This window comes from Streptomyces sp. NPDC088157 (assembly GCF_044741545.1).
Lineage (GTDB): Bacteria > Actinomycetota > Actinomycetes > Streptomycetales > Streptomycetaceae > Streptomyces.
In genome coordinates, this window is the sequence record NZ_JBIUSU010000004.1 from 617,108 (window position 1) to 637,497 (window position 20,390).

The 20,390-nt window shown below is 71.9% G+C and carries 15 protein-coding genes and 1 pseudogene; 5 read left to right on the forward strand and 11 right to left on the reverse strand.

Going from position 1 to position 20,390, the window contains the following annotated elements:
* Positions 1 to 123: 123 nt before the first annotated feature.
* Positions 124 to 1,626, forward strand: coding sequence for an FAD-dependent oxidoreductase (locus ACIPFH_RS18610; protein WP_401828072.1), 1,503 nt, complete (start codon positions 124 to 126; stop codon positions 1,624 to 1,626).
* A gap of 157 nt (positions 1,627 to 1,783) precedes the next feature.
* The gene (locus tag ACIPFH_RS18615; RefSeq protein ID WP_401827680.1) at positions 1,784 to 2,284 is read left to right on the forward strand and encodes a VOC family protein; all 501 of its coding nucleotides are present in this window, start codon (positions 1,784 to 1,786) and stop codon (positions 2,282 to 2,284) included.
* 314 nt (positions 2,285 to 2,598) lie between these two features.
* Here the strand turns inward: ACIPFH_RS18615 and ACIPFH_RS18620 are convergent, their stop codons facing one another.
* The 6 genes and pseudogenes from ACIPFH_RS18620 to ACIPFH_RS18645 form a co-directional block, all read right to left on the reverse strand.
* Positions 2,599 to 4,125 (reverse strand): hypothetical protein, encoded by a 1,527-nt coding sequence (locus ACIPFH_RS18620; protein ID WP_401827681.1) that lies wholly within the window; start codon positions 4,123 to 4,125, stop codon positions 2,599 to 2,601.
* Between the two features lie 170 nt (positions 4,126 to 4,295).
* A complete protein-coding gene (locus ACIPFH_RS18625) occupies positions 4,296 to 5,498 on the reverse strand; it encodes a hypothetical protein (RefSeq protein WP_401827682.1) in 1,203 nt (400 codons plus the stop codon).
* Between the two features lie 123 nt (positions 5,499 to 5,621).
* Positions 5,622 to 6,133: pseudogene (locus ACIPFH_RS18630) on the reverse strand (SigE family RNA polymerase sigma factor).
* 410 nt (positions 6,134 to 6,543) lie between these two features.
* The gene (locus ACIPFH_RS18635; protein WP_401827684.1) at positions 6,544 to 7,038 is read right to left on the reverse strand and encodes a MarR family winged helix-turn-helix transcriptional regulator; all 495 of its coding nucleotides are present in this window, start codon (positions 7,036 to 7,038) and stop codon (positions 6,544 to 6,546) included.
* Positions 7,039 to 7,455: 417 nt separating this feature from the next.
* Positions 7,456 to 8,571, reverse strand: a complete 1,116-nt coding sequence (locus ACIPFH_RS18640; RefSeq protein ID WP_401827685.1) for a LacI family DNA-binding transcriptional regulator — start codon at positions 8,569 to 8,571, stop codon at positions 7,456 to 7,458.
* A 114-nt stretch (positions 8,572 to 8,685) separates the two neighbouring features.
* Complete coding sequence (locus ACIPFH_RS18645) at positions 8,686 to 9,699, reverse strand: hydroxyacid dehydrogenase (RefSeq protein ID WP_401827687.1); 1,014 nt, start codon at positions 9,697 to 9,699, stop codon at positions 8,686 to 8,688.
* A 450-nt stretch (positions 9,700 to 10,149) separates the two neighbouring features.
* Here ACIPFH_RS18645 and ACIPFH_RS18650 point away from each other — a divergent pair, with 450 nt between their 5' ends.
* The 3 genes from ACIPFH_RS18650 (at position 10,150) to ACIPFH_RS18660 (ending at position 14,572) form a co-directional block, all read left to right on the forward strand.
* Entirely contained in the window at positions 10,150 to 10,821 is a 672-nt protein-coding gene (locus tag ACIPFH_RS18650) for a LysE family translocator (RefSeq protein ID WP_401827689.1), read from the forward strand.
* Positions 10,822 to 11,527: 706 nt separating this feature from the next.
* Positions 11,528 to 11,899, forward strand: coding sequence for an amphi-Trp domain-containing protein (locus tag ACIPFH_RS18655; protein WP_401827691.1), 372 nt, complete (start codon positions 11,528 to 11,530; stop codon positions 11,897 to 11,899).
* A gap of 549 nt (positions 11,900 to 12,448) precedes the next feature.
* On the forward strand, positions 12,449 to 14,572 hold the full coding sequence (locus ACIPFH_RS18660) for a SpoIIE family protein phosphatase (RefSeq protein WP_401827693.1): 2,124 nt from the start codon (positions 12,449 to 12,451) through the stop codon (positions 14,570 to 14,572).
* Between the two features lie 417 nt (positions 14,573 to 14,989).
* Here the strand turns inward: ACIPFH_RS18660 and ACIPFH_RS18665 are convergent, their stop codons facing one another.
* From ACIPFH_RS18665 to ACIPFH_RS18685, 5 genes are all read right to left on the reverse strand, one after another.
* The gene (locus ACIPFH_RS18665; RefSeq protein ID WP_401827694.1) at positions 14,990 to 16,168 is read right to left on the reverse strand and encodes a spore photoproduct lyase family protein; all 1,179 of its coding nucleotides are present in this window, start codon (positions 16,166 to 16,168) and stop codon (positions 14,990 to 14,992) included.
* Between the two features lie 97 nt (positions 16,169 to 16,265).
* Entirely contained in the window at positions 16,266 to 16,700 is a 435-nt protein-coding gene (locus tag ACIPFH_RS18670) for an ATP-binding protein (RefSeq protein WP_401827696.1), read from the reverse strand.
* Between the two features lie 99 nt (positions 16,701 to 16,799).
* Positions 16,800 to 19,094 carry an FtsX-like permease family protein gene (locus tag ACIPFH_RS18675; protein ID WP_401827698.1) on the reverse strand — a complete coding sequence of 765 codons (2,295 nt, stop codon included), beginning with the start codon at positions 19,092 to 19,094 and terminating at the stop codon, positions 16,800 to 16,802.
* Positions 19,095 to 19,097: 3 nt separating this feature from the next.
* Positions 19,098 to 19,847 carry an ABC transporter ATP-binding protein gene (locus tag ACIPFH_RS18680; RefSeq protein ID WP_401827700.1) on the reverse strand — a complete coding sequence of 250 codons (750 nt, stop codon included), beginning with the start codon at positions 19,845 to 19,847 and terminating at the stop codon, positions 19,098 to 19,100.
* Positions 19,844 to 20,359, reverse strand: coding sequence for a PadR family transcriptional regulator (locus ACIPFH_RS18685; RefSeq protein WP_356247813.1), 516 nt, complete (start codon positions 20,357 to 20,359; stop codon positions 19,844 to 19,846). The genes ACIPFH_RS18680 and ACIPFH_RS18685 overlap by 4 nt, the downstream gene beginning before the upstream one ends.
* Positions 20,360 to 20,390 lie beyond the last annotated feature (31 nt).

Sequence of the window (20,390 nt, forward strand, 5' to 3'; positions counted from 1 at the left end):
GCGGCCCGGACCGAGGCGGCCCGGACCGAGGCGGCCCGGACCGAGGCGGCCCGGACCGAGGCGGCCCGGACCGAGGCGGCCCGGACCGAGGCGGCCCGGCGCGGCAGGGACCGGCGCGCCCGGATGCTCGCCCCCCGGCCCGGGGCGCCCCGGGTCGGCGGCGACCGCCCGCCGACGACCGCCGTCGTGGGCGGCGGCATCGCCGGACTGGCGGCCGCGACCGCCCTGGCCGAACGGGGAGTGCGCGTCACGCTCCTCGAGCGCGGGCCGGCCCTCGGCGGGCGCCTGGCCGGCTGGCCGGCGCATCTGCGCGACGGCTCCACGGTGACCATGAGCCGCGGCTTCCACGCCTTCTTCCGTCAGTACTACAACCTGCGCGGACTGCTGCGGCGGACCGACCCGGGGCTCGAGCGTCTGAAGGGCCTCGCCGACTACCCGCTGCGCCACAGCGGGGGACTGCAGGACAGCTTCCGCCGGGTCCCGCGCACGCCGCCCTGGAGCGCCCTCGGATTCGTCGCCCTGAGCCCGACCTTCGGCCTGCGCGACCTGGTCCGCATGAACCCGGTCGCCGCCCTGCCCCTGCTCGACGTCCGGGTCCCCGGCGTGTACGAGCGCCTCGACACCGTCAGCGCCCATGACTTCCTGGAATCGGTCCGCTTCCCGCAGGCCGCGCACCATCTCGCGTTCGAGGTCTTCTCCCGCAGCTTCTTCTCGGATCCACGGGAGCTGTCGGCGGCCGAAATGGTGCTGATGTTCCACATCTACTTCCTCGGTTCCGCCGAGGGACTTCTCTTCGACGTGCCCGACGAGCCCTTCCCCGACGCGCTCTGGGAGCCCCTCACCGACTACCTCCGGGGCCACGGCGTCGACGTACGCACCTCCACGGCCGTCGAGAACATCGCGCCCACCGCGGACGGCGGCCAGGTCGTGGCCACCCAGGACGGGGAGCGGCGGTACGACACGACCGTGCTGGCCATGGACACGGCGGGCCTGCGATCCGTGGTCGGTCGCTCCCCGAGGCTGGGGGACGCCCTCTGGCGCGAGCGGGTGGCCCGGCTGCGCACCGCGCCGCCGTTCCTGGTCTCGCGCCTCTGGCTGGACCGGCCCGTCGCCCCCGACCGCCCCGGCTTCCTGGGCACCAGCGGCTACGGGACCCTCGACAACGTCAGTGTGCTGGAGCGCTGGGAGGGCCAGGCGGCCCGCTGGTCGGCCCGCACAGGCGGCTCCGTGGTCGAACTGCACGCCTACGCGCTGCCGGAGGACGCGTCCCGTGACGTGGAGCAGAAGCACCTGGTCGAGCAGTTGCACGCCGTGTACCCGGAGACGCGTGCGGCGACCGTGGTCGACGAGCGGCACGAGTGGCGTGCCGACTGCCCGCTGTTCCCGGTCGGCGGCTATGCCGACCGTCCCACCGTTCGCACCGCCGACCCGGCCCTGGTGGTGGCCGGCGACCTGGTCCGTACGGAGCTGCCCGTCGCGTTGATGGAACGCGCGGCGACGAGCGGCTTCATGGCCGCCAACGCCCTGCTGGAACGCTGGGGGGTCCGGGGGCAGACCCTGTGGACCGTACCCGACCGGGGCTACAGCGCCGCCCTTCGCGCACTGGCGAGATGGGGGAGGCACTGATGACACGCATCCCGAGGGCCGCGGCAGGGCCGACAAGCCCTCTTCGGCGAGCACTCGAAGGGCCGCATCCGACAGTTGACCTCAACCGGACTTCAGTTTCTACGCTCCCTGCGGAGCCGCAGGAACCGACCGGCGGCGCCCTTCCAGGAGGTTCGCCGTGACCGAGCGCACAGCCCGCATCGAGGTTCCCGACCGCTACCGCCATGCCGTGATCCCGCACATCATGGTCGACGACGCCGCCGCGGCGATCGACTTCTACCAGCGTGCGTTCGGCGCCCGTGAGGACTTCAGGATCGACGCTCCTGACGGCGGGATTCTGCACGCCGAGATCACCGTCGGACGCTCGGTCCTGATGCTGGGCGACGCCGGCGCGGATGACGCGGAGGCCGCCTCCTTCGCCGCGCCGACCTCGCTCGGCGGAGGTACGTCCGTCACGCTGCATGTCTTCGTGCCGGACGTCGACAGCCTGGCGGAGCGCGCGGAAGCCGCCGGCGCCGAGATCCTCCAGCCCCCGAAGGACATGTTCCACGGTGACCGCACCGTCATCCTCAAGGACCCGTCGGGTCACATCTGGGTCTTCCTCACCCACATCGAGGAGGTCTCGCAGGAGGAGCTCCGGCGCCGCCTGGCCACCGCCGGACGACCGGACCTCGTGTGAACCCGTAACCGGGCCTGTTCCGCCGCGTGTTCGCCCCGATGCCGTGACGCCGGCCCGACCACCTTCGGCGCCGGCACGGCAAGGGACGCCGTCGCATGCGCGTCAGCGGCTTCTCGGCGCGGGGCGCCCTCGGCCAGGCGGCCTGTTGTCAGTGGGTCGGGATACGGTGCTGTCTCATCGGCCGGACGGAGATCGTGAGGGACTCGCGGCTATGGGGGGTGGGTCGGACTGGCCCCGGCATCAAGCTCGGGCTTGGAGATGGTTTGCCATGTCCCACCCCCCACCTTCGTGGCGGTGATCCACCGTTTACGCTCTCAGGGTCTGGCGACCCGCACGGTGAGCGGGTTGTTGAAGTAGCCGGAGGCAGACTGCTGTTCGTGGAAGCTCTCCCCCGGGCCGCCGCCGTAGACGCGGAAGAACCACGCCCGACCGGTGTGGTCCTCGAAGTCCTCCTGAAGCCTCCGCCGCGGCAGTCCCTGGACCTCCTTGATGGCCGGGTCCGTGCACAGCTTGCGCATCACCTCGTCGAACTTGCTCTTGAACGCCTGCTGGTCGTCGGTCTCCTGCAGCGCGCTGACGCTGCTGAACCAACCCCCGGACTTCTTGGCCCGCTGGTAGAGCCTGTCGTACAGCTCCTCGCGCGCGACCCTGTCGAAGTCGTTGCGCGCGTAGTTCTCCAGCGTCACCCGGCAGGTGCCGTCCAGGGACGAGGCGACCACGGCCGCGAAGTGATATCCCCAGACGTTGTCGCCGCGGGCCGCCGGCGGCTGCACGGAGTGGTCGCGCTCGTCCTCGGCGGCCATGCTGAATATCGCGAACCCCTCACCCACCTGGGGCGAAGCATGCTGATTGACACCCAGCTGCGCGGCGGTCCCGTCCCGGCCACCGTTTCTGACGGCCTCGCCGTACACCCTTCCGTTGTCCGGCACCGCCCCGTTCCTGGACCCGGCCGCGTCGACCGCCCCGGGCACATCGAGACCGCCGTCGGGGGTGGAGGCCATCCGCCCGGCGAGACTGCTGATCCTGGGATCGCTGTCGGATCCGGGAGTGATGTCGAATCCTCCGGCGCCGCCGCCGAGCACCACACGGCTCGTCTTGTCCCGGCTGGAGCCCATCAGTTTGCAGGCCACCGTGATGCAGGTGCTGCGCACCAGCGAGACGAACTCCTCGCTCACCGGCTGGTCCTGCGCCCGCTGCGCCAGCACGGGCTGCACCCGGGTGAGCCGCCGGCCGCCGACGGTGATGCTCCTGCCCTGCAGAGCGAGGCGCACGATGCTCCCCGAAGCGTCCAGCGAGGCGTTGGCGTTGTCGACGACCTGCTGGACGGCGTAGAACTCCTTCGGCTCGTCCTTGTCGAGTACCGCGAGCGTGCCGTCGTCCGCGACCCGCAGCCCCGCTTCGGCCGGTTTGACCTCACGGGCGGGGTAGCGGATGCGCTCGGGGACGCCACGGGGGCCGAGGGCCGCACCGCTGCCGGTCACCACCCGTGCTTCCTGCTCCTGCTCCATGAAGTGGGGGCCCCGGTCCTCCGGTTCACGGTGTGTCGCATAGCTGCCGCCGGGAACGGTGCCGATCCGCTGGACGACGTGGCAGGCGGACCCGGCCGGGCCGGCGCTCCGTGCGCCGTCCACCGCGCCCACCGTCCGGCTCAGTGCGGCGTTGCCCGCGCTCCGCTGGAGTGCGGCGATGGTGTCCACACCGGCTCGGGTGGCGAGTCCTCGTCCGGAGAGGTCGGCCCACAGCCGAGCGGCCGCGCCGGGCGCAGCGGGCGCCGCCGTACGCCGGGCCGACTGCTGCCCCGCGTACGCGGACATCGGGTCCTGTTCTGCTCTGCGCACCATGTCCGTCTGTTTCCTCATGGGCCGCCCGCCATGTGACGGGCCCGCGTCGTGGGTGACTTGTCGGCGTCGTACCGATCAGCGTGGACCGGCCCGTAAGGGCGCCTCAAGGGCCGTGGGGGCAGCGGACGGGGAAGACTTCTGCGGACTTTCGAGCAGCCGGGCCGTTCCTTCTACCGGGCGAGGAGCCAAGCGCGGCTGATGACGATGGCCTTGAGTTCCTCGGTCGTGACCAAGGGGGCGTCGCCGCTCTTCTTGGACGTCGGACTCGGTGCGTTGTAGGCGGACACCGACATCCACAGCCCGTTCACCCGGAGTGCGTCGGCCCGGAGTTGCACGACTCCCGGCTGCCGGCCGGGCAGTTGACGGGTACCCACCTTGGTGCCGTCGGCCAGCGTCTCGTTCCACACCTCCTTGTCGGCGGCGATCCGCGAAGCCTCGATATAGGTGCGCTTCCCGCTCTTCCCGTCATACACCACGACATGGGCGTCCCCTGCCGTGCCACCCTCCGAGTAGATGTGGAGGCGTGCGGGCAGCAGTTCCTTCAGCAGGGGCAGGATGTCGCCCGGCTCGGCCTCGGAACCCGGCTCGAGCCCCCCGAGGGGGCCGGTCTCCCCGTCGGGTCCGAACGAGCCGTCGACGAACAGCGCCAGGTTCCGCAGCTTTCCCGGGTTCATACGGGGAGCGCGGGTCACTGGCGCCGTCTCGGAGCTCTCCGTGGTCGGCACGTTGTTGGTGGCGACGTCGATGAGGTACCCGTTGGACGAGAGCAGCGTGACCGCCCACTTCATGACCCCGCCCGCCTTGCCCGCCTCGGTGTATCCCTTCACGGCCCGGCTGTCGGGCAGCGTCGTGCACTCCTCGAACGGGGAACTCTCTCCGGGCGCGCAGGTGATCAGCTTCTTCACGTCCTGGTCGGCCGGGTCCACGCGGCGCACCGCGAGGGTGACCTCGGCCGCGCCGAAGCCGTCCCCGAAGTCGATCGAGGCCGTCGCGGGCCGGGACGCCTCGGAGCTGCCGGCTCCCCGCACCTTGGGGTGCCCGACGGCGATCCCCGAAGCGTTGGTCATGCCGTTCTTGAGGATGTTCTCCATTCCTTCCGCGGTGACCGCGAAGTGGCCGTAGTCACCCGACGGTCGGGGGGTCGCGGCCAGGCCGCCGGACTTGCCGTCACCGTCCTGGTCCCCGCTGAGTCGGACACCGGCCGTCGCGACGGGGACGACGGCCAGCGCACTTCCGGCGATCACGGACGCATGGCGGCGTGCCAGCCTGCGGCGGCCGCGCGCCAGGCTGCCTTCCGCGAGGGAACGCCGGTCGGTGGTGAAGGAACCCGCTGTGTCGCGGAGGACCCCCCCGAGCTCGTCTTCAAAAGGCATGTGGAACCACCAGTACGTGTCGGTGCGGACGGGAAAGCGGATCGACGAACGGGGACGGGCCCTGGTCGGCCCGGCTGTTCGTGGCGGAGGAAGAACGAACCGCAGGAGGCCAGGTCGGGGTGATCAGCTCGGCGAGGCTGCCCCGAGCCGTTCGCGGAGCTTCGCCAGCGCCCGGGTCGAGCGGGTGCGCACGGCCGCGGAGCTGACGTCCAACGCGTCGGCCGTCTGCTCCACGCTGCGGTCCTCCCAGTACCGCAGCACCACCACCGCCCGGTCCTTGGGCGGCAGCTCCCGCAGGGCCTGCAGCAGCGCGAGCCGCAGAGCCGGATCGTCCGAGCCCCGGGGGACCGGGGCGTCCGGCAGGCTCGCCAGGGGACGCTCGGCCGCGGAGTACCTCCGCCGCTGGGTCAGGAAGGTACGGACGAAACGGTCTGGGCGTACGCCGCAGGGTTGTCGATCCGGGACACACGTCCCCACAGCGTGTACATCCGGCTGAGCGTCTCCTGCACCAGGTCCTCGGCCAGGTGAGTGTCTCCGCTGGTGAGCAGGCACGCGGAGCGGTGCAGATGCCCCGCACGCCCTGTCGCGAACTCCATGAACTCATCTGTCCTGGACCCTGTCCGGGACCTTCTCATGCCCACCCCTTGGCACCCTTCCGTCGGCCTACACCTCACAGACGCGGTGGACCACTGAAAATGTTTCAGATGACTTTGCCGACGGTCCGGCGCAGTAGGCGGGCGGCGGGCGGCGGGCGACGTGGGCCCGTGCGGCCAGGCGGGAGTGTGGGGTCGGACGTTCGCCCGGGAAGCAACTCGTACGCGGGCGGGGTCGGCTCAGCTCGGGAGGTGCCGCACGGCATGCGCCACGAACTCGCCGACGAGCACGGCGGTGGCGGCCGGCCTGCGCGGGGGTGTCGTCGGCAAGGTCGGCCTCGGGTGGTCCCGGCGGCGCGACGGGCTGAGCGCAGGCCGCGGGCGGAGCCCTGAGACCGGCCACAGGCGTCCGCCCACGGGTGGTGCGCGCGGCGCTGACAGCCGGCCGCGGGTCAGGGCAGGCGCGGCAGCGTGTCCCGGGCCGAGTGGCTGAGGATGCGAAGATCCTCGGCGAACCGCTCACGGTCCGCGGCGGGCAGCGGCTCCACGAAGTGGCGCCTGATGTTCTCGACGTGCACCCGGGAAGCCCGCACGGCGGTTTCCTCGCCCCGCACGGTGAGCGTCACGAGCTTCCCGCGCCGGTCGTCCGGGGACTCGGTCCGGGCCACCAGCCCGGCCGCCTCCATGCGGTCCACCAGGCGGGTGGCGCCTCCGGTGGTCAGCACCTGCTCCTGGGCGATGGCCCGCATCGGCAGGCCCGGATCGCCCGCGCGCCCCAGGATCAGCAGCACCTCGAACGTCAGATGGCTGATCCCGCACTCCACCTCCAGCGCCCGTCCGAGGAGGTACTCCAGCCGGTTGGCCGCTCCCTGCAAGCGCCCGAAGGCAAGGATCAACTCGTGGTCCGCGGCTTCCTTCGCCGTCGTGATCCCCGCTTGCTCGTTCACAGCCCGCAACCCCTCTCGTAGCCCGACCCGACAACCGTACCGATCATGCCGTGCCGGGAGCGGTTCGGTGACCGGTGGACGGCTTCGGCGCAGCGGCGTGGGCGCGGCCGACGGCGCAGACCCGGTTCGACGTGTACGACGAGGGGGGGCGATGCGCCGGCCCGCACCGGCCGGGGCGAGCGCGTCGACCTGGCCCTGGGCAGCCCACTGGACCTGCGCGTCCGCACCCTCACCACCGAGGGTGAAGGAGTGGTGCTCAGGATCCCGGCCCCCACCCGGCCGCGAACCCGAGCAGGACGCCGGGCCCGAGTCGGGGGCGGGGCAGCAGAGCCTGTTCGACGCTATCGAGGCATCGAGGCATCGAGGCATCTGAGTAGCGAGGTATCGATGTGTCGACGTGTCACGAGATCCTCGCGGTCACCGCGGCCTGCGTACAGACCGGCGGATCACCAGCTGGGTGCTCAGGACCACGTGAGCGTCACTGGTGACGCCATCGGTGCGCTCCATGGCCATGCGCACGGCGGTTCGGCCCAGGTCCTCGTACGGAACCCGGACGGAGGTGAGTGACGGGGTGAGGTCCGCGGCGAAGGGGACGTCGTCGAAGCCCACCAGTGAGACGTCCCCGGGGACGTCGAGTCCCTCCTCGCGGAGCGCGGCCAGTACGCCGAGAGCCACCATGTCCGTGCCCGCGACGACACCCGTGAAGGACAGTCCGGCCGCCAGCGCCTCCCGGGTGCGCTGGTAGCCCGAGGCGCGGGTGTAGTCACCGGGAACGTCGAGTTCCTCCGCGTACGGAACATTCTGTGCGCGCAGCGCGTGCAGGTGGCCCTCCCGCCGTTGCACCGCGGTGCTCAGCCGGGGTTCGCCGCCCAGGAAGAGGAGGCGCCGGTGCCCCTGTGCGAACAGATGGTCGGCGGCCTGGAAGGCACCTCCGCGATTGTCGTAGTCCACGACGGTCACCGGCAGATCCCCGGGCAGTGGTGGGCGGCCCACCAGCACCAGACGGGACCCGACGGCGTCCAGGCCTCGGGCGTAGTCCGCCATCCGCCGGAAGTACGCCTCGTCCTGCACGGCCCCGCCGACGAGCACGACGGCGGCGGCGTGTTGCTCCCGCATCAGCCGGACCAGCTCGTTCTCCCGTTCCGGGTCCCCGTGCGTGGCACAGACCAGGCTCAGCCGACCCCGTACGGCCGCCTCCTGCTCGACGCCGGCGGCGACATGGGCCAGCGACGGCCCGGTGATGTCCCTGAGGACCAGGGCGATGGGGCCCGCGACCCGTCCGGAGAGTGCTCTGGCATGGACGTTCACCACGTAATGCAGTGACTTCACCGCTTCCATGACGCGATCCCGGGTGGCGGCGGAGACGGGGTAGTTGCCGGCCAGGGTCCGGGAAACGGTTGCTACCGACACGCCTGCTCGTTCGGCGACATCACGGATCGTGCGCGGACGGCCTCCGTCGGCGGAACTCCCCTGCCGGCGTTTCGCGCCCTTGTGGCCGGGACTCAGGCTGGAGGCGTTGTCGTTCACCGTCACATCACGACGTTAATGCATCCGAGCGGGCTCACGGATACGCGGATGTCCGCAGATGCCCTCCTTCGCGCCGATGGAGGGCGCCGATGGAGGGTAACCGTTTACCGCTTCAGCGGATCAGGCGCTGTTCGCCAGCCCCGCCCGGTGAACCGCGTGGGCCAGTGGCAGACCGGTGGTGACGCGCTCCAGTTCCTCCACGACCGTGCCGCCGAGCCGGGCCAGTTCGTTGCCGAGGGACCCCGCGATGTGCGGGGTGAGGAACACGTTCGGGAGGCTGAACAGGGGGGAGTGCGCCGGCAGCGGCTCCGGGTCGGTGACGTCCAGCACCGCGCTGATCCGGCCGCGGGTCAGTTCCTCGACGAGCGCGGGCTGGTCGACGAGTGCGCCGCGCGAGGTGTTGATCAGCACGCCGCCGTCGGGGATGAGGGCCAGCCGTTCGCGGCTGAGCATGTGACGGGTCTGCGGGATGTCGGGGGCGTGCACGCTGACGATGTCGCTGGTGCGCAGCAACTCGTCGAGCGGCAGTGGGACGACACCGAGGTCCGCTGCCTCGTCGGCGTCCACATAGGGGTCGTACAGGCTCACCGAAAGGTCGAAGGGGCGCAGCAGTTCCAGTACCCGGCGGCCCACCCGGGAGGCGCCGATCAGGCCGACCCGGCGGCCGAGATTGCCCACGGCCGCGTACTCCGTCGGGCCGGGATGCGCACGCTCGGTGCGGAAGCGCTCCCTCAGCCCGAAGGCGTCCTTCCCGGCCAACAGGATCGCGGCGAGCGTGTACTCCGCGACCGGAAGCGCGTTGGCCTGTACAGCGCTGGAAAGGGTGAGCCCTCGCTCCCAGAAGGGGTCTCCCACCAGGTGCCGGACGCTGCCGGCCGCGTGCAGCACGGTCCGCAGCCGAGGTGCCGCCTCCAGCACCTGCGCGCCGATGTGCGGGCAGCCCCAGCCCGTGATGAGCACGTCCGCCCGGCTCAGTGCCGCGGTTGCGGCGGGATCGGAGAAGTCCTGGACGACGAGCGCCGGGTCGACGTCCGCCAACCGACGGAGCCGCGCCATCACCGGAGGCGGGAAGAGTCCCTGCAGATGCACGGCATCCATGGCGAAGAGGGCAGCGGGGGGCGAGGACGTCAACATGATGCTCCTGCTCAGACGCGTGACGGGTGGTCGTGACGCCGAAGAGCGCCGTCAGTAAACGTATTCCACGCTAGAAGTCCCGTCGGTGCTGGTCAATGGGGCCGCCTTGCAGCGCCTTTTGCGGCGGCCGCTGCGCGATCGTGGCGCGATCGATTAAACATGCAGCTCAGACGGGTAGACGAGTAACACCCCTGAACGTCGGCGGAGCCATCCATCACCTGCCGTGTTCTGCCGATCAGGCGAACCCGGCCGCTCGGCAACAGCAAACGATTACTTTCCAGCGAGGTCGATTCCGACCCCGCGCCGCGCCCTGCGTCAGACGTCCTGGCGCGACGGACCCCACGGGCTCGCGCGGGACGCCCGCCCCTCTTGTGCATGACGTGCCGCCGCTGTGGAACACGTCAGGCCGGACGTGGGCCCGACGACGGGCGCGAAGAACGGAGTGGGCCGATGCCGGTCGATCTCGCAGGGTTCCTCGGTGTGGTGCTGCTGGCCTACGTCATTCCGGGGCCGGACTTCCTGGTGATCGTCAGGGCGGCCGCACGGCGTCCCGCACTGGGCAGGGCAGCGGCCCTCGGAGCCCAGACCGGGCTGTGCGTCCACATGAGCGCCTCGGCCTTCGGCCTGTCGGTGATCGCCGCCGGATCGGCGGTCGCCTTCACCGTCGTCAAACTCGCGGGCGCCTGCTATCTGACGTACCTGGGTGTACGAGTCCTGTTGGACGTGCGTCGCGGCACCGGCGACCGGCAGACGCAGACCACCGAGACCGACCCACGGACACCACGCGGCGACGCCGGCCATCCAATCCCCGCAGCCGCCGGAACCAGCCGCCGCGACAGCTTCGTCCAGGGTTTCCTGACGAACGTCCTCAACCCCAAGGCGGCCCTGTTCTTCCTCAGCGTCCTGCCGCAGTTCACCCACCACGGCGGCTCGTCGACCGGACAGATCTTCTTCCTCGGCGCACTCGACATCGCGATCGGTGTCGTCTACTGGTCGATCCTCGTGGGCTTCGCCGCACAGTTGCGTTCCCTGCTCGGCCGCCCGGGCTACCGCCGTCGTTGGGAGCGGACGACGGGATGGCTGTTCATCGGCATCGGCGTCGGTGTCGCGGCAGCCGAGTGATGCGGTGTGTCGTCTAGTACCGGCTCCTGAACAGCGCCCGGTCGCCGGCGAACTGGCCCGTCATGGCAGCTGCCGCGAGCCGGTCGGCGAATCGTTCGTAGGCCGCGTACTCCGGCCCGGACAGGTTGACGCGGCGGGTCTCCGCGTCGACGTGATCGGGGCCAGGGCGGTGGCCGGCAGGTCGACGTCCTCGTCCGGAGGCAGGGTGAGGACCGCCGTGGTCCGGTCGACCGTGCCGCGATGGTCCCCGGGGCTCGCCACGCCTTCGATGTCCGCCGAGCCGTCGGCACGATGGGTCGCCAGGAGTGAGGGACCGGCCTTCGCGGCGGCACGGATCGCACGCCGCACGCGGGTGAGCGCCCGCAGGTCGGCCCCGTCGACCACGACGGGGGGAGCGGGACGAGGGGTCTGCCGTCCGGGGCGCGCAGCACGCCGCGTCGGGCGGGACGGTCGTGTGTGGCGTGCGGGATCCTGCCCTCTGGACGCATGTCGAAGGAGGGCGGTGGATGTCGGGGAGCCGATGGACGCCGCGCGGCGTGCCGTTTGGGCGCCGGCGGGTTCGAGGACTTCGCCGATCCGGCCGCGTCCGGCGACAGCCCCGATGTCGTCAGACCGACGATTTTCCTGCCCGGCCGTGAGGATGTCCGATCCCGTACATGGCCGCAGACTTGCGCTATGTGCTGTTCGTTCCGGATCGGAGACACGCATGAAGGACCTGAAGTTCGAGCAGAAGCGCTCGCTGACACGCTTCGAGGCGGCCGACCAGCTCACGGCACTCGCGGCCGCGCTGAGAGAAGGCGGCGAGGCCGAACTGGAACTCGGCCCCGGGACGCTGAGCCTGCGGGTCCCCGACGACCTTCGCGGCGAGATCGAGGTCGAGATCGGTGACGGGGAGATCGAGCTGGAGATCGAGTTCAAGTGGCCGACCGCATCGAGCGAGGCGGCGCCGTCGCGGGAGCCCGAGGGCGCGGAGGAGGCCACGAGCCGGAAGAGCGTGCCCGCCAAGCCGCGCCGGAGCGGCGCGGGCGCCAGCGGCGGGAGTAAAAGCGCGAAGCGGGCCGCCGCGCGAACGCCCTGAGACGCTGCGACGAGGATGGTTCGGGCGATCGCGGTGCCGGGCGAGGAACCGATGGTGGACGCGCGACGTTGCAGCCCTCGTTCGGGAAGCGTCGCGTCCTGGCCGCAGCGGGTGACAGGGGTCGGGCGTATTGTCCGTATATGGACGATGGTCGGAGCTGTGGAAGCGAAGCCCCGTTGCCACGGTCGTCCGGCCGCGGGCCCCGGCATCGCGGTCCGCCGCGTCAGCAGGTGGGTTCGCGCGATCGGCGACGACGGCCGGCGGTGGAGGGGCGGCGGGTGGCGGAGGGGCGGCGGGTGGTCGCGTCTGCCACGGTGGAGCTGTTCGGCCACCCACGGTTCCCGGTACAGCGGCGGAGCAGTGATCTGCCCGGCGCACGGGCCCCACGAGAACGCCACCTCGCTGCTGTGAGGCGGGTGTCCGGACCGGCCGGACGGGCGGCACGTTCGGCGGTGTCGGCAAACCCCGGCCGGTGGGCCGGGGTTCGTCCGGGACAGATCGGCGTTGGCCCGGAATCGCCACCCGGCGCTCGCAGAGGAAGGTGAGCGCGTGTCCGACGCCGCGTCCGCCGATCACTCCGCGGGCTTCGGCCCGGAGGCACTGGAACCGGTTCTGCTCCGTTTCGCGCGGGAGAGCGGCGCCAGCGTGTGCGCGGTCTACCTCCTGCCGCCGGACGAGCCGGCCCTGCGACTGGCGCTGCTGAGCGGAGTCTCGTGGCGGATCGCCGTTCCGTGGGCGCGGGTGACGCTGGAGGCCGCGACCCCGGTGGCCGACGCCGTACGGGAGCGCCTCCTGGTGTGGGTCGGCAGCGAGGAGGAGAGGGCGCGCCGCTACCCGAAGATGGCCCTCGTCCTGCCCCACCCCTTCGCCCTGGCCGCCGCCCCGATCATGACCGGCGCGACGGTGTGGGGCGGCCTGGTGGTGCACTGGCCCGCCTCGCACTCCCCGGTGTTGAGCTCGCGAGAGCGTGATGCGATCCGGGGCCTCTGCGACCGTCTGGGCGCGATCCTGTGGCAGGCCGCCGACAGCGGCCACCGCGTGTTGCCCGGGCCCGAACCGCGGATCCTGCCTCCGCTGCGGACCCGTATCGCCGGGCGGCACGAGGCGCAGGCCGCGGTCGACTTCGCCGAGCGCCTTCCCGACGGCTGCTGCTCGCTGGACGTGGACGGCCGGATCACCTTCATCACCACCGCGGCGGCAGGCCTGCTCGGCGTCGGTGTCTCCGACCTGCTGGGAGCACGGCCCTGGGAGGTCCTGCCGTGGCTGGACACACCGGTCGCCGAGGACCGCTACCGGTCCGTGGCGCTCAGTCGGCGACCCACGTCCTTCACCACGCTGCGCCCGCCGGACCACTGGCTGTCCTTCCATCTGTACCCGGACGCCACCGGCATCAGCGTGCGCATCGTCCGCGCCTCGCCGGTCCACTCTGCGGATCCTCCGCTGCTGGTCAGCCCCGCGCCGCCCGCTGAACCGGGCCGGGCCACCGCCCTCTACGCCCTCACGCACCTCGCTGTCGCCCTCACCGAAGCGGTCGGTGTGTCCGACGTGGTGGACAGGGTCGCCGACCAGGTCCTGGCCGCCTTCGGCGTCCGGGCCTTCGCCCTGATGACCGCGGAGGAGGGACGGCTGCGGATCATCGGCCACCGCGGCTACTCCGCCGACCTCATGGACCGCTTCGACGCCATTCCCCTGACGTCCGACACCCCCGCCGTGCGTGTGCTGACCACTGGTATCCCCTGCTTCTTCGGCAGCTTCGCGGAGCTGAAACGGGAATATGCCGCGGCCGTCCTCCAGGACGGCATGGCCTCGTGGACCTTCCTGCCGCTGATCACGACCGGCCGCCCCGTCGGCTCGATGGTCCTCGCCTACGACCGGCCTCATCTCTTCACCCCGCAGGAACGCGCCGTCCTCACCGCCCTCGCCGGACTGATCGCGCAGGCCCTGGACCGCGCCCGTCTGTACGACGCCGAACACCAGCTCGCCCGCAACCTGCAGGCCGGCCTGCTGCCGCGCACGCTGCCGGGCGTCCCCGGGCTCGAAGTGGCCGCCCGCTACCTCCCCGCCGGCCACGGCATGGGCATCGGCGGCGACTTCTACGATTTCATCCGCCTCGACGAGACGACCGCGGCCGCAGCCATCGGCGACGTCCAGGGCCACAACGTGCAGGCCGCCACCCTCATGGGACAGGTCCGCACCGCCGTCCACGCCGGCGCGGGCGCACCGCCCGGCGAAGTCCTCGCCCGCACCAACCGCCTGCTCACCGACCTCGACCCCGGCCTGTTCACCAGCTGCACCTACGTCGACCTCGACGTGGCTCATCACCACGCCTGTCTGGCCACCGCCGGCCACCCGCCCCCGATCCTGCGCCACCCGGACGGCCACACCGAAGTCCTCCCCCTCCAGCCCGGTCTCCTGCTCGGCATCGACCCCACCGCCGACTACCCCACCACCGAGATCTCCCTGCCACCCGGCGCCGTGCTCGCGCTGTACACCGACGGACTCGTCGAAGCACCGGGCGTCGACATCGAGGACGCCCTCCACAGCCTCGCCGAGCAGCTGGCCAGAGCCCGCACCCGCAGCATGGAAGCCCTCGCCGACACCCTGGTCGACCACGCCCGGCAGTCCGCGCCCCGCAGCGACGACATCGCGTTGCTTCTCATCCACTCACGCTGAACGCGGAGCACGCACCGGCCGCGGACACCGAGCGCAACCGGGTCCTGGACATCGCCCGCCGTTCGTCGGCCGTCGAAGGACACCGCACGCACCCCCGGCCACCACCTCCTCGACGGGCGGCGGGGCCGGGAGGACGAGCTCGCGGCCACCCGCATGCCCAGCGGGCGTACCAGCACGCCGTGACGCGAGGCGAGAACCCCGCCCTGCCGCCGTGGGCCGGCGAAGGCGTCGACCTCATCGACGACGTGCGGTCCGCGGCCGATCTGGTCGGGACGCCGGCCCCGCTCGGGCCAGGGACGCGCCGGCCCGGATCGGCAGACGCCGAGCGTCCACCGTGCCCCGAGGGAGCAGTGATCGTTGCCGGACCGCCGCCGCTCACGGTCGGCCCCCCGGGCCGCGGGCCTGATCGGCGCCCGCTCAGAACGCGTACCGGATCCGCAGCCACGGAGCTCGGTCGGCGACCAGCGCACTCAGGCGGTCCACTGCCCGCGCCTTGGTGGGGCTCGCGTAGCGGACGTTCAGTGCGCCGTTCTCGGAGCGTTTGGTCTCCTGCAGGTCCGGCCGCCACAGGACGTCCTCGGCACGGGGGTGCCAGCCGAGGTTGACCTCGTGCAGCTCCCGGTTGTGCGTCAGCATGATCACCTCGGCGGCGGCCTGCCGCTTCACCCGGTCGGGCAGGACGTCGTCCAGATGATCGAGGAGTTCCGTCCAAGCCTCCTCCCAGCCGGGGCGGACGACGACGGGGGAGAGGTTGAAGTGCACCTCGTAGCCCGCGTCCAGGAAGTCCGCCGCAGCGGCGATCCGCTCGGCGACGGGCGAGGTGCGCACGTCCAGCAGCCGGGAGTCCTCCGGCGGCATCACCGAGAAGCGGACCCGGGTCCGGCCACGCGGGTCCAGCGTCAGCAGGTCCGGGTTGACGAACTTGGTCGCGAAGGACGCCTTGGCCGTCGGCCACTGCCGGAAGGCGTGTACGAGATCCGCGGTGTTGTCGCAGATCAGAGCGTCCACCGCACAGTCGCCGTTCTCGCCGATGTCGTACACCCAGGCCTCGGCGTCGCACTGGTTCGGCTCGGGCTTCGGGCCCTGCCGGGCGATGTGCCGGCCGAGGTGAGCGACGATCCGGTCGATGTTGGTGAAGACGGTGACGGGGTTGGCGTATCCCTTGCGGCGCGGCACGTAGCAGTAGGCGCAGGCCATGGCGCAGCCGTTGGAGGCGCCAGGGGCGATCCAGTCGGCGGACCGGCCGTTGGGGCGTGTCCTCGGCGCCTTGCGTTCGCCGAGGACGAGCGTCTCGCCCTTGACGCGCACCCAGCGCGCGATGTTGCCCTCGTTGCCGTGCAGTCCTGGGATGCGCCAGTGGGACTCGACCTCGACCACCCGCGCCTCGGGGAACCGGGCGATGATCTGCCGGCCGCGCGGGGAGGCGGCGGCCGCCGGTTCGGCGTGAATCTCCCTTACGGGCAGCAGGCGCCGCGCGGTGTCGGAGTCGCGGAAGGACGGCCGGCCGGTAACCGGAGCCACGGGCTCGGAGCCGAGGGCGTCGAGCCCGAACAGGGCGTCGGAGTCGTCGCCCGAGGCGGTGGACGGGTGGTGCATGAGGGTTCCGGTCGGATCGAAGTGGAGCTGTACGTGCCGAAAGCGGAGGAATCGGCGCAGTCAACTCTACGGGCGGTCCCGGATGCGTGGGACGTGCTCAGGTGGCCATGCCCCGCAGGTCCGGGTCGGTGCCTGCTTGGAAGCAGACGGTGACCTTCTTGCCGCGGGGGCAGCGGTAGGCCTCCCAGCGGTCGGCGAGGGCGTCCACCAGCAGCAGACCGCGCCCGCCCAGGGCGCCGTCGCCCGGGTCGCGCTGTTCGGGGAGCCGGGGCGAGGTGTCGTGCACGGTCACGTGCAGGCACTCCTCGTCCCAGGTGAGGATCAGTTGTGCCGCGCTGTGGGCGTGCACATGGGCGTTGGTGACCAGCTCGGACACGGCGAGCAGCACCGCATCCACCAGCTCCGGGTCCTCCTGCGCCCAGCTGACCGTAGCCAGATGCCCACGTGTCCAGTCCCTGGCGGCCTTCACCCCGCTGCTCACCGGCAGCGAACGCGCCCACCCCACAGCCCTCAGCGATGAGTCCTTCGCCACTGTTCTGTCTCCTTAGGCCGACCAGCCGGGTTCGTGTCCCGTCTGCCCAGAAATGGCAGGCCCAAGGCCGACGCAAGGGTGTCTCGCGAAACCGGGGTGCTACGCCACCGCGCTCAGCGTGTCCGCGAGCCGGCGCCGGGAGGCGCGGGCCGCGGGCAGTGCCGCGAGCGCCAGGGCGCCCAGCAGAGCCGCGGCGCCGAACGCGGACAGGGCGACGGGGGACGGCGCCTGTGCGATTCCGGCTCCGATACCGCTCGAGCGGCCCTGGGCGTCGATCAGCCAGTGGGAGAGGGGCAGGCCCAGGGCCAGGGCGGCGGCGAGTGCGGCCAGTACCGTGCAACCGGTGGCCGTGACGGTGATCGCGGTGATCTGCCGTGGCGACAGACCGATCGCCTTGAAGGCGAGCAGATCCCGTTCGCTCTCGCGCACGGCGCCGCCGATGGCGGTCAGCAGGTCGACGAGCCCGATGAGCGCGAGAACGCCGAGCAGGCCCGCCACGACACTGCGCAGCGGCGACAGACCGTCGGCGGGGTTCGTCACGGTGTGCACGTCAAGCCGGCCACGGCCGGCCGCGGCGCTCAGCCGGGTGGCGACGCGGTGCGGATCCGCGCCGTCCCGCAGCCGGACCTGGTACAGCGTCGGCCGCAGTTGCGGGTCGTTCTCCCGCAGGGTGTCGAGCGACGTGGAGATGACCCGGCCGGCGTTCTCCGGCTCGATGCTGCGGCCCACGAGGTGGAGGATCTGGGGCCGGCCGCTCACCGTCGTACGCACCCAGTCGCCGATCCGGACGTCCAGGAGGTCCAGCAGTCCGTGCCCGGCCACCGCCTCGTCGGGACCACGGGCCGCACGGCCCTCGGCCAGCGTGTAGGGGTAGGGGTCCGTACGGGAACCGAGACCGCGCAGGGCGATCGTCGCCGTCTGGCCCGGCACCAGGGCCGCCACCTCGACGCCCGGATAGGCCGCGGCCACTTCGGGACTGCGCGCCAGCAGCGCCCGGGTCGCGGTGTCGCTCAGGCCGTCGTCCGCGCGGACGGTGAGCGCGGCGGCGAGCCCCATCTCCTCCGGTCTGCTGTGGAAGCGGTCGATGGTCGTCCACGCGCTCATCGCCACCACGATCAGTGTCAGCGGCAGCGCGAGACGGGCGATCGTCGCCAGTGAGCGCGGGCGACGACCGAACGTCCTGTGCCAGCCGAGAACCAGCGCGGGCGGCAGCCGCAGGCCGAGAGCGCGGCGCGCCACGCCCGAAAGACGTCCGCCGGAAGGGGCGGCGGTCCGTGGTACCGGAACCGGGGGTACCCGCCCCGCCCGCCAGGCCGCGAGCCCCGTGGTCGCGCCGATGAACAGCACTGCCCCCACCGGTACACCGACCAGGGTCGCCGCGTGTCCCGGCAGCCCCTGCCATACCCCGACCGCGTCCCCCAGCCGGCCCGGCAGCCGGCTGCCCAGCGCCTGCGTGAACGCCGCGGCGGCCACGGCGCCCAGCAGTGCGTACGCGAGATGCTGCAGCAGGAAGACACGCATGACCTGGCCCGGCGTGAAACCGATCGCCTTGAGGATCGAGATGTCCCGCAGATGACCTCGGATGCGGGTGCCGATGGCTCCGTGCACGGCGAGTCCGGCGGCGACGAGCGCGCCGAGACCGAACAGGCCCAGTATCTGGCCGAGCAGCCGGTCGTCGCCCTGCGCCTCGGCCCGCGCCTGCTGCCAGGTGGAGACCTCGCGCACGGCGCCGGCGCCGAGCACGGTGACCGCGCGCTGGACGGCGTAGTCGGTGTCACCGGGGTCCGTCAGGCGCAGCCCGATCACCTGACCACCGTCGGCGCCGGCCCGCGGTACGGTGGACGGCAGTGCCCAGGCCAGGCCCGGCTGCTCGCCCTGGCGGAAGCGCGGCTCGGGACTGTCGGCGACGCCGAGCACGCTCAGCGGCGCGGCTCCGCCGGGCAGGGTGAGCACGTCTCCGGGCTCGGCCAGCAGCGCCCGGGCGAGGCTGCTCTCCAGCACCACACCGTCGGGCGCCGCCGGGTCCAGCCAGCGGCCGGAGACGAGCAGGGGTCGCCCCACGGCGGGTGGGGCGGCGGTGCCGCGCAGTTCGACGGAGGCGCGGGCGCCGCGGGAGGCGACCGTGGTGGAAGCGGTGGGGTAGGGGCCGGCGACGGACTCGACGCCGTCCAGCCCGGCGATCTTGGCCGTTCGCGCCGAGGGACCGGTGTGGATCCACACGTGCGCGCCCCGGGACTGCGTGAAGACCCGTTCCCAAGGGTTCGTCGCGTAGCCGAAGAGCGCCGTCGCCAGCAGCAGGGAGGCGACGACGCCGACGGTGGCGAGCACCAGGAACAGCGCCTCACCGCGGTGCGTCCGCAGGTCCGAGTGCGCCCAGCGCAACGTGGCTCGCACAGGTCAGTCCTTCAGCTCGAGCACCGCGGATATCCCCATGCCGGGCGACGGCGTGCCGTCCAGTTCCGCGTCGTCTGCGATCCGGCCGTCGAAGAAGCTGATCACCCGGTCAGCGGTGCTGGCCATCCGCGCGTCATGGGTGACCAGGAGGATGGTCTGGCCGCGCTGGTGGAAACGGGACAGCAGCCGCGTCACCTCACGGGTGCCCTTGCTGTCCAGGCTGCCGGCGGGCTCGTCCGCCAGCAGCAGCGGAGGATGGTTGACCAGGGCCCGGGCCAGCGCCACCCGCTGCTGCTCGCCGCCGGACAACTCGCCGGGCATGCTCCGCTCCTTGCCCGCCAGGCCGAGCTCGGCCAGCAGGTCCTCCCGCTCCGCCCGCGCCCGCTTGGGGGAGACCCCGGCCAGCAGGGCGGGCAGTTCGACGTTGTCGGCTACGGACAGGTTGGAGACCAGGTTGAAGAACTGGAAGACGACGCCGATACGGCGCCGGCGCGCCACGGCCCACTGCGCCTCGCTGTAGTCGTCCGTGCACGTGCCGTCCAGCCAGATGCTGCCGCTGTCCGGCCGCTGGAGGCCGCCGAGCAGATGCAGCAGCGTCGACTTCCCGGCGCCGGACGGACCGGTGACGGCCACGAACTCACCCTGCCGTACGCACAGGTCCACCCCGCGTACGGCATGGGCGGGCGCGCCCTCGCCGTGGTGGGTCTTCACGAGGTTCTCGGCCCGCAGCGCAGGAGTGGGGGCGTCTTTCACTCCGGCTCCTCCAGTTCCTCCTGGCAGCGCTCCAACCAGTCGAGGTCGGCCTGCAGGTGCAGCATGGCGCCCTCGACGAGCAGCCGGGCCGTCCGGTTGTCCCGGTGCTCGCCCGTGACGAGCTTCGACAAGGTGCGCATGGTGTTCAGGTAGTGGCGTCGTTGCTTGTTGATCAGGGCGATCTGGTCGGCGAGACCGGTCTGCGGGGCGAGCGCGAGCTTCATGAAGAACTCGTCCCGCAACCGCGGTTCGTCCGCCGTCTCCTCGTACCAGACGCGCAGCGCTTCCTGCCCGGCGTCGGTGAGGTGGTAGATCTTCTTGTTGGGCCGACTCGACTGCTCGACCTCCTCGCCCTCGATCAGCCCCGTCTTCTCGAGGCGGCTCAGAGTCACGTAGATCTGGCCGATGTTCGGCTGAGGGTACGCGGCGCCCAGGAGTCGCTCAAGGTCCTGCTTGAGCTCGTAGCCGTGGGCCGGGCCGCGCGCCAGCAGGGCCAGGAGGGGCAGGCGCACTCGTGCTGTCCTCCTCGCAGCCTCGTATTGT